This is a genomic window from Alistipes sp., from assembly GCF_048465635.1.
Classification (GTDB): Bacteria; Bacteroidota; Bacteroidia; order Bacteroidales; family Rikenellaceae; genus Alistipes.
The window spans coordinates 24,283-39,267 of record NZ_DBFWLF010000009.1; the positions used below are offsets into that span (position 1 = coordinate 24,283).

Genomic DNA, 14,985 nt, shown 5'->3' on the forward strand with positions numbered 1-14,985 from the left:
GTATACGCTTCAAATTTATAAAAAATTTTCTTATCTTTGTCGCTTAGGTATCCGGTTAGGTTAAAATGGACTTTTTACGTTACGAAAAACTCCGCTCGTTGGTGCGTGCATCGTGCTCGGAGCAGACCCAGCGTCTGGTCGACGAAGCATTGGCGTATGCCGACGAGAAGCTCGGGGGGCTTACCCGTTACGACGGCGGCCCCCTGCTGGACCATGCCGCCGCCGTAGCCGCGATCGTCCTTTCGGAGATCGGGCTGGGCCGCAACTCCACCGTGGCCTCGATCCTGCACGACGTGGTGCGGCTGGCCCACAAGCAGCTGCCGGCCGAAGAGCTGCTCGCCCTTACGACCGACATCCGCGCCCGTTTCGGCGAGGAGGTCGTCGGCATCACCGTCTCGCTGGCCAACATTTCGCAACTCAGGCTCAAGGTCTCGACCGAACAGGCCGACAACTTCCGCGACCTGATCGTCAGCTACTCCGAGGACCCGCGCGTGATCCTCATCAAGCTGGCCGACCGCCTGGAGGTGATGCGCTCGCTGGAGATGTTCCCGCGCGAAAAGTGGCGTAAGAAGAGCTGGGAGGCGATGAACCTCTACGCCCAGATCGCCCACAAGCTGGGTCTCTACAACGTCAAGAGCGAATTGGAGGACATCGCCCTCAAATACCTCGAACCGAAGGATTACGAACATATCGTGGCCAAACTGGAGGAGAGCGCCGACGAGCGCCGCGCCTTCATCGCCCGCTTTCTGGTCCCCATCGAGGAGCGGTTGGCCCGGCTGGGCATCCGCTACCACATCAAGAGCCGCACCAAGTCGATCTTCTCGATCTGGACCAAGATGCACAAGCAGCACGTCCCGTTCGAGGGGGTCTACGACATTTTCGCCATCCGCATCATCATCGACTGTCCGCCGGAGCAGGAGAAGCCGCTCTGCTGGACCGCCTACTCGGTGGTCACCGACTTCTATACGCCCAACCCCAAGCGCATGCGCGACTGGATTTCGATCCCCAAGTCCAACGGCTACGAGTCGCTGCACACGACCGTCTCGGCCGAGGGGCGCTGGGTCGAAGTGCAGATCCGCACCGAGCGCATGGACGCCGTGGCCGAGCGCGGTATCGCGGCCCACTGGCGCTACAAGGGCGTCGGTCAGGGCGCGCAGACCAGCGAACAGTGGCTCAGCCGCCTGCGCGAACTGTTGGAAGATACCACTCAGTCGCTGGCGCAGCGTTTCGACGCCAAACCCGCCTCGGGCGAAATCTTCGTCTTCACGCCCAACGGCGACCTGCGGAAGCTGCCCGAGGGGGCCTCGCTGCTCGATTTCGCGTTCGACATCCACACCTCGCTCGGCTCGACCTGCGTCGGCGGCAGGGTCAACAACCGCGCAGCCTCGATCCGCGAAGTGCTGCACAACGGCGACATCGTGGAGATTCAGACGCAGAAGAACCAGACCCCCAAGTCGGACTGGCTCTCGTTCGTCACCACCTCGAAAGCGCGCAACAAGATCAAGTCCTTCCTGCGCGAAGAGCAGGCCAAGCATACGCGCATGGGGCGCGAGGAGCTCGAACGCAAGCTGCGCAACTGGAAACTCGCCCTGACGATGGACGAGGCGGTGGCCTATCTGGTCAAATACTTCAAGCTGCGGCTGGGCACGGAGGTCTACGCGCTGATCGCCACGCAGAAGGTCGATCTGGGAACCATCAAGGAGATTCTCTCCCGCCACCTCTCGGGGGAGGCCGAGGAGGAGCGCCGTGCGGCGGTCGCCGAAGCCGAGGCCGAACGGCAGAAGCAGCGCAGCGCCCGCGAAAGCGCATCGCCGCAGGACGCGCTGGTGATTGACGACGACCTGACGAAGATTCAGTACAAGCTGGCCCGGTGCTGCAACCCGATCAAGGGGGACGAGGTGTTCGGCTTCGTGACCATCAACGCGGGCATCACCATCCACCGCACGGACTGTCCCAACGCCCGGCGCATGCGCGAGCAGTACCCCTACCGCATCGTCGACGCCCGCTGGCGCGCGACGGCCGAGGGGGCGTTCCGCGTCACGATCCGCATCGTCGCGGCCGACATCCCGGGCATGGCCAACCACATCACCGAGGTCATCAGCCGCGACCTGCAGCTCAACATCCGCTCGCTGGCGTTCGGAGCCGCGTCGGGCGGCTGCGTCTCCGGCACGGTCTCGGTCGAAGTGCCCGGCGCGGCGGTCGTCGACACGCTCATCCACTCGATCACCCGCATCAAGGGCGTGCAGCGCGCCTGGCGCATCAACTGATCGTTTTTCCGACCTGTCTTTTTACCCACTTGCAAGATAAATGAATAACAACTCCATCAGCGTCGTTTTTGCCGACTCCTCGCATGCGCACTACGCCCAGCGTATCTGCGACATGATCTACGAGTCGGCCCTGCAGCGCGGCACGGGCATCGCCAAACGGTCGCCCGAGTACATCGCGGCGAAAATGACCGGCGGCAAAGCCGTCGTGGCGCTGGACGGTGACAAGCTCATCGGATTCAGCTACATCGAGTGTTGGGGGCACGGCGATTTCGTCGCCACCTCCGGACTGATCGTCGATCCCGAGTACCGGCACATGGGACTCGCAGAGCGGATCAAACGACGAACCTTCGAGCTGGCCCGACGACGATTCCCCTATGCCAAGTTGTTCAGCATCACCACCTCGCTGCCCGTCATGAAGCTCAATTCGCGCATGGGCTACACCCCCGTGACCTTCTCGGAACTGACCGAGGACGAGGAGTTCTGGCAGGGCTGCCAGGGGTGCTGCAACTACGACATCCTCCAGCGCAACAACCGCCGCATGTGCCTCTGTACGGGCATGCTCTACGACCCCTCGAAGGAGCAGCAGCGGCAGTCGCGCATGGCGCCCTATGTCATGTTCCTGAAAAATAAAATCAAGAAGGTGTTTCACCTCAAATAATCTGTTTGCCGCATCTGCTCTCTGCGGGATGTAATTCCTCGCCGCCTGTGGCGGCGAGCATATCCGGCAGGAACGAAACCCGGTAAAATAACAAACCACATCAAGCTATGAAAAAGAAAAAAGTCCTGCTCGCTTTCAGCGGCGGTCTGGATACCTCGTTTTGCGTAAAATACCTCTCCGCGGAGAAGGGTTACGACGTCTATACGGCCATCGCCAACACGGGGGGCTTCTCACCGACCGAACTCGAGCGCATCGAGCAGCGCGCTCTCGAACTGGGAGCCGTCTCCCACGCCACGCTCGACATCGAGCAGGAGTATTACGAAAAGAGCATCCGCTACATGGTCTTCGGCAACGTTCTGCGCAACGGGACCTACCCGATCTCGGTCAGCTCCGAGCGCATCTTTCAGGCGATCGCCATCATCGAGTACGCCAAGCAAATCGGAGCCGACGCCGTGGCCCACGGCTCGACCGGCGCGGGCAACGACCAGGTGCGTTTCGATATGACGTTCCAGATTCTCGCGCCCGAGATCGAGATCATCACCCCGACGCGCGACATGACCCTCACGCGCGAATACGAGATCGACTACCTGCAAAAACACGGCATCACGGCCGACTACAAAAAGCTGGAGTACTCGATCAACAAGGGTCTCTGGGGTACGTCGATCGGCGGCAGGGAGACCCTGCACTCGGAACAGACGCTCCCCGAGGAGGCCTACCCGAGCCAAATCACCGCCGAGGGCGAAGAGCGGCTCAGACTGGGCTTCGTCGAGGGCGAACTCGCCTCGGTCAACGGGAAGACGTACACGGACAAGGTCGAGGCTATCCGCGCCGTGGAGGCCGTCGGATCGAAATTCGGCATCGGCCGCGACATGCACGTGGGAGACACGATCATCGGCATCAAGGGGCGCGTGGGCTTCGAGGCGGCCGGCCCGATGCTCATCATCGCCGCACACAAACTGCTCGAAAAACACACGCTGACCAAGTGGCAGCTCTACTGGAAGGAGCAGGTCGCCACGTGGTACGGCATGTTCCTCCACGAGGCGCAGTACCTCGAACCGGTCATGCGCGACATCGAGGCGATGCTCCGCTCGTCGCAGCGCAACGTTACGGGCGAGGTGGAGCTGATCCTGCGGCCCCGCAACTATACACTGGTAGGCGTCGAGTCGACGTACGACCTGATGAAGACCGATTTCGGCGAATACGGCGAGGTGAACAAGGCGTGGACGGCCGACGATGTGAAGGGCTTTACGAAGATTCTGGGCAACCAGATCAAAATCTACCACAACGTTCAGAAGCGCAACGGCAAATGATCCGTATCGGCATCATCGGAGGGGCCGGGTACACCGCCGGCGAACTGCTGCGGCTGCTGGTGAACCATCCGCAGGTTCAGATCGCGTTCGTGCACAGCACCTCGCACGCGGGCGACCGCCTCGCGCAGGTGCACGCCGGGCTGGAGGGGGATACGGAGCTGCGCTTCTGCGACACGTACGACCTCGGGGCGATCGACGCGCTTTTCCTCTGCTCGGCGCACGGCGAGAGCCGCAGGTGGCTGGAGGCGAACGAGGTTCCGGCCGACGTGAAGCTGATCGACCTGGCGCAGGACTTCCGCGACGAGTCGTGCGGCTTCGTCTACGGGCTTCCCGAACTCCAGCGCGACCGCATCCGCACGGCGGCGCGCGTGGCCAACCCCGGCTGCTTCGCCACGGCGATCCAGCTCGCACTGCTGCCGGCGGCCGCCGCCGGGCTGCTGCGCGACGAGGTGCACGTCACGGCCGTCACGGGTTCGACCGGAGCGGGCGTCAAGCCCTCCGCCACGACCCACTTCAGCTGGCGGGCGTCGAACCTCTCGGTCTACAAGGCGTTCACCCACCAGCACCTCGCGGAGATCGGACGCAACCTGCGCCGGCTGCAACCGGCGTTTGAGCAGGCGGTGAACTTCGTGCCGATGCGCGGCGACTTCACGCGGGGCATTCTGGCCAGCGTCTACACCGCGTGCGAATTGGACGAGACGGCGGCACGCAGGCTCTACGACGATTTCTACCGCACGGCGGCCTTCACGCACGTGGTCGACAGCGTAAATCTGAAACAGGTCGTCAACACGAACAAGGCGCTGCTGAGCGTGGGCGTCCATGCGGGCAAACTGCACGTGGTATCGGCAATCGACAATCTGCTGAAAGGCGCTTCGGGGCAGGCCGTACAGAATATGAATCTGATGTTTCATTTAACGGAAACAGAAGGTTTACATTTGAAAGCGTCGGCTTTCTAAGGTCTGCGGCTCTTTGAGCCGCGCGGGCCGCAGCCTCCGGCAGCGGAGGCCCGCTCGACGCGAGCCACCGCAGGCTGCGGCAAGAAGAGTAAACCAACAAGGTCTATTGGTCGCGCCGCGACAAGCCCCTCTCTCGGGGAGGGAGATGGCATACGATCCGGACGGGCGAGGAAGATTTGGTTTTGCGGTCTTTGAGCCGCGCGGGCCGCAGCCTCCGGCAGCGGAGACCCGCTCAACGCGTCCCTCCGCAGGCTGCGACCGCACAATATAAATTATAAGACATGCAACTATTCAACGTATATTCCCTTTACCCCGTCGAGCCGGTCCGCGGTTCGGGCAACTACGTCTACGACGCAGCGGGCACGGAGTACCTCGACCTCTACGGCGGTCACGCCGTCATCTCGATCGGCCATGCGCACCCGACCTACGTCGAGGCCATCCGCGAGCAGGTCGGCCGGCTGGGCTTCTACTCCAATTCGGTCGAAAATTCGCTCCAGACCGAACTGGCGGAACGGCTCGGCCGCGCTTCGGGCTACGACGACTACCGCCTTTTCCTCTGCAACTCGGGGGCCGAGGCCAACGAGAACGCGCTGAAGCTCGCCTCGTTCCACACCGGACGCAGCAAGGTGTTGGCCTTCTCGAAAGCGTTCCACGGCCGCACATCGGGGGCCGTCGCCGCGACAGACAACCCCGCGATCGCCGCCCCGTTCAACCGCACGCCCAACGTGGAGTTCGTCCCGCTGAACGACATCGAGGCGGTCCGCGCCAAACTTGCAACGCGCGAGTTCGCCGCCGCCGTCGTCGAGGGCATCCAGGGCGTGGCGGGCATCCACTGCCCGAAGGACGAATTCCTGCGCGGGCTGCGCGCCGCGGCGACCGAAACTGGCACGCAGCTGATTCTCGACGAAATCCAGTCGGGCTACGGCCGCACGGGCCGCTTCTTCGCCCATCAGGCGGCGGGCATCCGGCCCGACCTGATCACCGTGGCCAAAGGCATGGGCAACGGCTTCCCGATCGGCGGGGTGCTGATCGCGCCCCACTTCGAAGCCCGGCCGGGACTGCTCGGGACCACTTTCGGCGGCAACCACCTCGCCTGCGCGGCGGCGATCGCCGTGCTGAAAGTGATCGAGCAGGAGCGTCTCATCGAGAACGCCGCCGCGGTGGGCGGTTACCTGATCGGCGAACTAAGGAAGATGCCCGCGCTCCAACAGGTGCGGGGCCGCGGACTGATGATCGGCATCGAGATCGACGGCTCCGGGGCGGAGTTCCGCCGCCGGCTGCTCTTCGACCGCCGCGTCTTCACGGGCGGCGCAGGAGCTTCGACCGTCCGCCTGCTGCCGGCCCTGAGCCTCCGTAAACGGCAGGCCGACGACTTTCTGGAGCGTTTCGAAGCGACGCTCCGACAGCAACCCCGAAATTAACCCCAAGCATGAAACGATTTACCTCCGTACACGATATCGGCGACCTGAAACAAGCGGTCGCCGAAGCGCTCGAAATCAAGCGCGACCGCTTCCAATACACCGGACTGGGCCGCAACCGCACGCTGCTGATGATCTTTTTCAATTCGAGCCTTCGCACACGCCTTTCGACCGAAAAGGCGGCCCTGAACCTGGGCATGAACGTCATGGTGTTGGACGTCAACCAGGGCGCGTGGAAGCTGGAGACCGAGCGCGGCGTGGTGATGGACGGCGACAAGGCGGAGCACCTGCTCGAAGCGATCCCCGTAATGGGTTGCTACTGCGACGTGATCGGCGTGCGCTCGTTCGCGCGTCTAAGCGACAAGGCCGTGGACTACGAGGAGCGTATCCTGGAACAGTTCATCCGCCACTCGGGACGCCCCGTCTTCTCGATGGAGGCCGCCACGCGCCATCCGCTCCAGTCGTTCGCCGACCTGATCACCATCGAGGAACACAAGCGCGTCGCGCGGCCCAAGGTGGTGCTGACCTGGGCGCCGCACCCCAACGCCCTGCCGCAGGCCGTACCCAACTCGTTCGCCGAGTGGATGAACGCCGCGGATTACGACCTGGTCATCACCCACCCCGTGGGCTACGAACTCGATCCGCGGTTCGTCGGGAACGCCCGCGTGGAGTACGACCAGCGCAAGGCGTTCGCGGGGGCAGACTTCATCTACGCCAAGAACTGGTCGGCCTATGCCGATCCCCACTACGGGGAGGTGCTCTCGCGCGACCGCGCGTGGACAGTCGACCGGGAGAAGATGGCCTTGACCAACGACGCCTTTTTCATGCACTGCCTGCCCGTGAGGCGCAACATGATCGTCACGGACGAGGTGATCGAATCGCCTCGCTCGCTGGTGATCCCGGAGGCTGCGAACCGCGAGATTGCGGCTCAGGTAGTACTCAAACGGCTGTTGGAAGCGCTATGACGGAGCAGATTACCGTAGTGAAGATCGGCGGCAACGTCCTCGACGACGCGGGGGCGCTCGCCCGCTTCGTCGCCGCATTCGCCGCACTGCCGGGCCGGAAAATCCTCATCCACGGCGGCGGCAAGCTGGCCACGCGGCTGGCGGGGCGGCTGGAGCTGGAGACCAAGATGGTCGACGGCCGCCGCATCACCGACAAGGGGACCCTGGATGTCGTGACGATGGTCTACGCCGGGCTGGTCAACAAACAGTTGGTCGCCGCCTTGCAGGCCGCGGGCTGCAACGCGCTGGGGCTCTCGGGCGCCGACGGCAACGTCGTCCGGGCCAGCCGCCGGAAGGCGGAACCAGTCGATTACGGCTTCGTGGGCGACATCCAAGCGGTCGATGACGGGCTGCTCCGAAAATTGCTGGAAGCGGGCATCGTCCCCGTCTTCTGCGCCATCCTACACGACGGGAAGGGTTCGCTGCTGAACTGCAACGCCGACAGCGTGGCTTCGGCCGTGGCGCTGGCCGCGGCGCGGATCGCACCGACCGACCTCGTATACTGCTTCGAGAAGCGCGGCGTACTGCGCGACCCGGCGGACGAGGGGTCGGTCATTGCTGCCATCACCACCGAATCGTTCGTGACGCTGCGCACGGAAGGGGTGGTCAGCAAAGGGATGCTCCCCAAGATCGAGACCGCCCTGCGCGCCGTGGCCGAAGGGGTGCGGAGCGTGAGGATCAAGCACGCGGACGACCTTTTGAACGATCACGGAACGATCATCCGGCCATGAACCCGAAGCACGCCGAAGCCCTCGCGCTGCTCCAGGCGCTGATCGCCACCCCCTCGCCCTCGCGCGAGGAGGGACGGACGGCGGAGCTGCTTTATACCTTCCTCGCGGAGCGGGGTGCTGCGCCCGAGCGGCTCCACAACAACGTCTGGGCACGCTCCCGACGGTTCGACCCCGCGCGGCCGACGCTGCTGCTCAATTCGCACCACGACACGGTGCGGCCGGCGGCTGGTTACACGCGCGATCCGTTCACGCCCGTCATCGAGGGCGGCCGGCTCTACGGACTGGGCAGCAACGACGCCGGAGCCTCGGTAGCTTGCCTGACCGAGACGTTCCTCGCACTGCGCGACCGGCCGCTGCCGTTCAACCTCTTGCTGGCGCTCTCGGCCGAGGAGGAGTGCTCCGGAGAGAGGGGCATGCGTGCCCTGCTGCCCGCGCTGGGGCGGATCGACATGGGGCTGGTGGGCGAACCCACCTCGATGCGGGCCGCCGTGGGGGAACGGGGATTAGTTGTGATGGACTGCACGGCGCACGGCCGGAGCGGCCATGCGGCGCGCGGCGAGGGGGTCAACGCCCTCTACATCGCACTCGACGACATCGCGCGGCTGCGGGCCTACCGCTTCGAACGCGAATCGGCGCTGCTGGGCCCCGTCGGCATCGCCGTGACGCAGATCGAGGCGGGCACGCAGCACAACGTCGTACCCGACACCTGCCACTTCGTGGCGGACATCCGCACCACGGACGCCTACACGAACGAAGAGACCGTCGCCCTGCTGCGCGCGGCGATGCGCTCCGAAGCCGTGCCGCGCTCGACGCATATCCGCGCCTCGGCGCTCGACGGGGCGCATCAGCTCGCGCAGGCCGCCCGGGCGGCAGGACGCGAAGCGTTCGTCTCGCCCACCACCTCGGACCGGGCGCTGATGCCCTTCCCGACGCTCAAGATGGGACCCGGCGATTCGGCCCGCTCGCACACGGCGGACGAATACATCCTGCTCGCGGAGATCGGCGAGGGGATCGACGGATACATGGATTTTATCGAAAAAATGGCGGAACAATATGACGAACAAACTTTGGGATAAGGGCTTCCAGCCCGATCGGATGATCGAAGAGTACACGGTGGGCGACGACCGCCAACTGGACCTGCGGCTGGCGCGCTACGACGTGGAGGGGTCGCTGGCCCACATCGCCATGCTCGAAAAGATCGGCCTGCTGACGGCCGAAGAGCTGGAGATGCTCAGCGCGGGTTTGCGGCAGATCGCGGCCGAGATCGACGAAGGGCGCTTCGAGATCGAACCCGGCACGGAGGACGTCCACTCCCAGGTCGAGCTGCTGCTCACGCGGCGGCTGGGCGATGCGGGCAAGAAGATTCACGCGGGCCGCTCGCGCAACGATCAGGTGCTGGTCGATCTGAAGCTCCTGCTGCGCGACGAGCTGCACCGGATCGCGCAGGAGGTCCGCACGCTTTTCGACCGGCTGCAGGAGTTGAGCGAACGGCACAAGGGGGTGCTGATGCCCGGGTATACGCATCTTCAGATCGCCATGCCCTCCTCGTTCGGGCTTTGGTTCGGCGCCTACGCCGAGACGCTGATCGACGATCAGCGGCTGGTGGCCGCGGCATGGCACATCGCCAACCAGAATCCGCTGGGTTCGGCCGCGGGTTACGGCTCGTCGTTCCCGCTCGATAGGGAGATGACCACGCGTCTTATGGGCTTCGAGGAGCTGCACTACAACGTCGTGGCGGCGCAGATGAGCCGCGGCAAGAGCGAACGGGCGGCGGCAGCAGCCATCGCGGCGGTGGCCGCCACGGTGGGCCGACTGGCGATGGACGTCTGCCTGATGATGAGCCAGAATTTCGGCTTCGTGACGCTGCCCGACGAGCTCACCACCGGATCGAGCATCATGCCCCACAAGAAGAACCCCGACGTATTCGAGATCATGCGGGGCCGCTGCAACCGCCTGCAAGCGCTGCCCAACGAGATCGCCCTGCTGACGACCAACCTGCCCGTCGGCTATCACCGCGACCTGCAGCTGCTCAAGGACATCCTCTTCCCGGCGCTGGACGAAATGCACCGCACGCTGGCGATGGCCGACTTCATGCTCGCGCACCTGCGGGTGAACGAACATATCCTCGACGACCCCAAGTACGACTACCTCTTCACGGTGGAGGACGTCAACCGCCTCACGCTCGCGGGCGTGCCGTTCCGCGAAGCCTACCGCCGGGTGGGCCGTGCCGTGCAGGCGGGCGAATACCGCCCCACGCGCGAGGTGCGTCACACCCACGCGGGCAGCATCGGCAACCTTTGTACCGAGCAGATCCGTCGCAAGATGGAGCGGGTGATGGAGGAGTTCGAATAGACGGCTCCGGCGGAAAAAGAGGGACGGGACCAGCCTTGCGGCTGGTCCCGTCCGTTGCGTTTGGCGGCGTGCGGACTATTTGATGCGCTCGTAATACTCGCGCGTGCGGGTGTCGACACGGATCTTGTCGCCCGTGTTGATGAACAGCGGCACGCGAACCGTAGCTCCGGTGTTGACCGTGGCGGGTTTCAACGAGTTGGTCGAAGCCGTGTCGCCCTTGACGCCCGGCTCGGTGTAGGTCACCTCCATGTCCACGATCGGGGGAAGCTCGGCGGAAAGCACTGTCTCCTTTTCGGTGTGGAACATCACCTCGACGATCTGGCCGTCGGCCATCAGGTCGTAGTTGTTGATCAGGCTCTTGTCGATGTTGATCTCCTCGAAGGTCTCCGTGTGCATGAAGTGCGCACCCAGATCGTCCTCGTAGGTGAACTGGTAGGGACGGCGCTCGACGCGCACCTGCTCGATCTTCTGGCTCACGGACGAGAAGGTGTTCTCCAGCACGCGGCCGTTTTCGAGGTTCTTGAGCTTCGAACGGACGAAGGCAGGGCCTTTGCCCGGTTTGCAGTGCTGAAAATCGACGACCAGAAAGGTCTTGCCGTCCATCTCGATGCACATGCCGATCTTGATATCGGCGGCTGTAATGGTCATAGGATGATTATTTTACGTTTAGTTAAGTATACTTGGGTGTACCGATGTTCCGTTTCCAGCGACCGACGGCTGCCATTCGCGGCCTGAGGCCACGTGTTCAAATCTGACCCTCCCCTGAATCCCCTCCACGGAGGGGAGTTGAGACGCGCTGCCCGGCAACAGCGAAAATTGCGACCGTCGGTGCGATGAAATCCCGTCGTACGTGGGCGCAAAGTTACGAAAAATCCACGGAAAATCAAAATACCGCGTCCGACGCCCCTCAGAACTCGATCGCCTTGCACTGCAGGCCCATCTGCCGGATCTTCTCCAGCGTGCGGGGCAGCGCATAGCGCATGTTGCGGAAAGCCTTTTCGCTGTCGTGGAAAACCACGATCGCACCCGGCGCGAGGTACTTGGTCACGTTTTTCAGGCAGGTGCGCGGCGAGAGCTGGCGGTTGTAGTCGCGCGAGATGATGTCCCACATCACCAATTTGTAGCGCTGCCCCAGGAAGCGCGCCTGCGCCGGGGTGATGCGCGCATAGGGGGGCCGGAACAGCTCGCTGTGGATCAGATCGTTGGCAAAGTCGACATCCTCCGTATAGCGCTCCAGGCTCATGCCCCACCCCTTCTGGTGGGAGTAGGTGTGGTTGCCCACGCGGTGACCCGCGTCGACGATGCGGCGGTAGAGGTCGGGGTACATTTCGACGTTCTTGCCCAGCACGAAAAAGGTCGCCTTGGCATCGTACTTGTCCAGCGTAGCGAGTATCCACTCCGTGATGCCGGGCGTGGGACCGTCGTCGAAGGTGAGGAATACCCCCTCCCGGTCGTCAATCTCCCAGATCAGGTCCGGCATCAGTCGCCGGATTATTTTCGGTGGTTTTAAACGCATGATTCGCTGACGGCAAAATTAGTGAAAATCCGTGCGATTCCGAAAAATATCCGTATATTTGTAAGAAGAACAAATTGCAACCGGTTATGAAAACGCTTCCACGCATCGCCCTGGCCCTGCTGATCCTCGCAACCGCAGTCGGCTGCGACGCCTTCCACTCGCTGACCCGCTCGAAGCTCAAAAGCGCGCAGGGACGGCCCTACGAACTGATCGTGGTCTGTCCCCAGCAGGAGTGGACGGGCGAGGTGGGCGACACGCTGCGGGCCATCTTCACCGCCCCGGTCCCCTACCTCAACCAGCGCGAACCGCTGTTCGACGTGCTGCGGGTCACCGAGCGCGGATTCACGGGCATGGTCGCCGACCACCGCAACGTCCTCAAGGTGCTGGTCGACCCCGCGGTGGAGCAGACCTCGGTGGCGGTGCAGTACGACGTGACGGCCGAGCCGCAGATCGTCCTGACGCTCCAGGGTCCCAGCGACCGGGCGCTCACGGACTACCTCTCGGAGCACCGCGCCAGTCTGGTGCAGGCGCTCGAACAGGCCGAGCGCGACCGCGCCATCCGCTACAACACCTCCTACGGGCAGCCCGACGTAGAGGCGGCCATCCGCAAAACGTTCGGCATCGAGATGAACGTGCCGAAGGGTTACGTGCTGGCGGCCGACGAGAAGGACTTCCTCTGGGCACGCTTCGAATACCCCAAGGCCAGTCAGGGATTCTTCCTCTACGCATACCCCTACACGGGTCCCGAATCGCTCTCGCCCGGCGCGCTGCTCGCCGCCCGCAACAAGTTCGCGGCGCGCATCCCCGGCCCCGCCGACGGCTCGTACATGACCACTTCGGAGGCGATCGAGCCGGATTACCGCATGTTCCGCCTGGAAGGGCGGCTCTGGTGCGAGCTGCGCGGCTTCTGGGACGTGGAGGGCGACTTCATGGGCGGACCGTTCGTAAGCTACTCGACGGTCGACGAGGCGACCCAACGCGTGCTGACGCTCGACTGCTACGTCTATTCACCCGACCTGCACAAACGCAACTTCGTGCGCGGCGTCGAACACCTCTTCTACACGCTCCGATTCCCCGAGCCGGACAAACCGTAATCCGCCGCTGCGCGCCGGACAAGAAGAAACCTCCTCCATGCAGCAGATTCTGACATACCTCTTCCTCGGAATCTATACGCTCACGATCCTCGGCGTGATTCTGGTGGTCATCACCGACAACCGGAATCCGCTCAAGACCGTGCCGTGGGTGGTCGTGCTGTTGCTGGCTCCGGTCGTGGGGCTGGTTTTCTACTTCTTTTTCGGGCAGAACCTCTCCAAGCAGCGCATCATCTCGCGCCGCACGCGCAAACGGATCACCATGCAGCTCGAAGAGATCGAGCAGGGTTCCGGGCCAGGCGTACCCGAAGCGCACCGCGCGCTGGCAGAGCTGCTCGCCAACACGATCCACGCCGTACCGCTCTACGGCAGCCGCATCACCCCCTACACCGACGGGCGGGCGAAGATGGAAGCGCTGCTGGGGGAGATCGCCCGGGCACGCCGCCACATCCACATCCAATACTACATCCTCTGCGACGACGAAACGGGCTGCCGCCTGCGCGATGCGCTGGTCGCCAAGGTGCGCGAGGGGGTCGAGGTGCGCATCCTCTACGACGACGTGGGGTGCAGCGGCGTGAGGAAGTCGTTCTTCGAGGGGATGCGCCGCGAGGGTATCCAGGTTTACGCCTTCCTGCACGTCAAATTTCCGCTCTTCACCAGCAAGGTCAACTACCGCAACCACCGCAAGATCGCCGTCATCGACGGCCGCGTGGGCTTCATCGGGGGGATGAACATCGCCGACCGCTACGTGCGCGGCACGGGGTGGGGCACGTGGCGCGACACCCACTTCCGGATCGAGGGGCGCGGAGCGGCGGGGCTGCAGGCGTCGTTCCTGAGCGACTGGTCGGCGACGACCAAGCAGCAGCTCGACGGGCCGGAGTACTATCCGCCTGCCGAGACCTACACCGACTCCGTGCTGCAGATCGTCCCCAGCGGCCCTTTCGGCAAGTGGCGGGCCTTGCTGCAGGCCGACAGCTACGCCATCGCCCGGGCGCAGCGGAGGGTGTGGATCCAAACCCCCTACTACCTGCCGTCCGACGTGCTGAACACCGCCCTGCAGGAGGCCGCACTGGCGGGGATCGACGTAAGGCTGATGCTGCCCGCACGCTCCGACTCGAAAGCCGTCGACCTGGCGTCGCACTCGTTTCTGGGCGACATGCTCCAGGCGGGGGTGCACATCTGGTTCTACACACCCGGATTTCTCCACTCCAAACTCCTGATCATCGACGACGATCTGACGATCATCGGCTCGGCCAACATGGATTTCCGCAGCTTCGAACACAACTTCGAGGTCAACGCCTTCGTCTACGACCGCGATTTCACGGCGCGCATGGCGGGCGTGTTTTGCGACGACGAGAGCCGCTGCCGCCCCCTCACCTTCGGCGAGTGGTTCCGCCGCCCCCGCTCGCGCCGGCTGGCCGAATCGTTTATGCGCGTCTTCTCGCCGCTGCTGTAGGGGGGGGGCTTTTCAGGTCAATTCGTTCGGTCTTGCGGTCCGAAGAGCGGCGGGCCGCTTTACGGGTTGTTTTTTCGGCTCGAAGACCCGGCAGACCGGAGCCTCCCGGCGCGGAGACCCCGGAGGATAGCCGTCCGGATGGTCATCGGTGCATGGCCGCAAGACGGTTTGTCTGGTTGCGGCTCGAAGAGCCGGCGGGCCGCAGCCTCCGGCAGCGGAGGCCCGC

13 protein-coding genes are annotated in these 14,985 nt (G+C 64.0%); 11 read left to right on the forward strand and 2 right to left on the reverse strand.

From position 1 onward, the window contains the following. Window positions 1-65: 65 nt before the first annotated feature. From ACMO9O_RS03555 to argH, 9 genes are all read left to right on the forward strand, one after another. Window positions 66-2,267: a RelA/SpoT family protein gene (locus tag ACMO9O_RS03555; protein ID WP_418982242.1), complete on the forward strand. Its 2,202-nt coding sequence runs from the start codon at window positions 66-68 to the stop codon at window positions 2,265-2,267. A gap of 40 nt (window positions 2,268-2,307) precedes the next feature. Then, window positions 2,308-2,925 (forward strand): GNAT family N-acetyltransferase, encoded by a 618-nt coding sequence (locus ACMO9O_RS03560; RefSeq protein WP_418982243.1) that lies wholly within the window; start codon window positions 2,308-2,310, stop codon window positions 2,923-2,925. Window positions 2,926-3,032: 107 nt separating this feature from the next. Next, window positions 3,033-4,235: an argininosuccinate synthase gene (locus ACMO9O_RS03565; protein ID WP_418982244.1), complete on the forward strand. Its 1,203-nt coding sequence runs from the start codon at window positions 3,033-3,035 to the stop codon at window positions 4,233-4,235. Next, the gene (gene argC / locus ACMO9O_RS03570) at window positions 4,232-5,191 is read left to right on the forward strand and encodes an N-acetyl-gamma-glutamyl-phosphate reductase (protein WP_418982245.1); all 960 of its coding nucleotides are present in this window, start codon (window positions 4,232-4,234) and stop codon (window positions 5,189-5,191) included. Before ACMO9O_RS03565 ends, argC begins: the two co-directional genes overlap by 4 nt. 281 nt (window positions 5,192-5,472) lie before the next feature. Then, on the forward strand, window positions 5,473-6,612 hold the full coding sequence (locus ACMO9O_RS03575) for an aspartate aminotransferase family protein (protein WP_418982246.1): 1,140 nt from the start codon (window positions 5,473-5,475) through the stop codon (window positions 6,610-6,612). 8 nt (window positions 6,613-6,620) lie between these two features. Continuing rightward, window positions 6,621-7,574, forward strand: a complete 954-nt coding sequence (locus ACMO9O_RS03580; RefSeq protein ID WP_418982247.1) for an acetylornithine carbamoyltransferase — start codon at window positions 6,621-6,623, stop codon at window positions 7,572-7,574. Next, complete coding sequence (gene argB / locus ACMO9O_RS03585) at window positions 7,571-8,344, forward strand: acetylglutamate kinase (RefSeq protein WP_418982248.1); 774 nt, start codon at window positions 7,571-7,573, stop codon at window positions 8,342-8,344. Before ACMO9O_RS03580 ends, argB begins: the two co-directional genes overlap by 4 nt. Further along, window positions 8,341-9,420, forward strand: a complete 1,080-nt coding sequence (locus tag ACMO9O_RS03590) for a M20 family metallo-hydrolase (protein WP_418982249.1) — start codon at window positions 8,341-8,343, stop codon at window positions 9,418-9,420. Before argB ends, ACMO9O_RS03590 begins: the two co-directional genes overlap by 4 nt. Next, window positions 9,398-10,696: an argininosuccinate lyase gene (gene argH, locus ACMO9O_RS03595; RefSeq protein WP_418982250.1), complete on the forward strand. Its 1,299-nt coding sequence runs from the start codon at window positions 9,398-9,400 to the stop codon at window positions 10,694-10,696. The genes ACMO9O_RS03590 and argH overlap by 23 nt, the downstream gene beginning before the upstream one ends. A 75-nt stretch (window positions 10,697-10,771) precedes the next feature. Here argH and efp read toward each other — a convergent pair whose 3' ends face one another. Next, window positions 10,772-11,344, reverse strand: a complete 573-nt coding sequence (gene efp / locus ACMO9O_RS03600; RefSeq protein WP_418982251.1) for an elongation factor P — start codon at window positions 11,342-11,344, stop codon at window positions 10,772-10,774. Between the two features lie 259 nt (window positions 11,345-11,603). Then, on the reverse strand, window positions 11,604-12,176 hold the full coding sequence (locus ACMO9O_RS03605; RefSeq protein ID WP_418982252.1) for a polysaccharide deacetylase family protein: 573 nt from the start codon (window positions 12,174-12,176) through the stop codon (window positions 11,604-11,606). A 122-nt stretch (window positions 12,177-12,298) separates the two neighbouring features. Between ACMO9O_RS03605 and ACMO9O_RS03610 the strand changes: the two genes are divergently transcribed. After that, the gene (locus ACMO9O_RS03610) at window positions 12,299-13,306 is read left to right on the forward strand and encodes a DUF4837 family protein (RefSeq protein WP_418982253.1); all 1,008 of its coding nucleotides are present in this window, start codon (window positions 12,299-12,301) and stop codon (window positions 13,304-13,306) included. A 37-nt stretch (window positions 13,307-13,343) separates the two neighbouring features. Beyond that, complete coding sequence (gene cls, locus ACMO9O_RS03615) at window positions 13,344-14,759, forward strand: cardiolipin synthase (protein WP_418982254.1); 1,416 nt, start codon at window positions 13,344-13,346, stop codon at window positions 14,757-14,759. The last annotated feature ends 226 nt before the right edge of the window (window positions 14,760-14,985 follow it).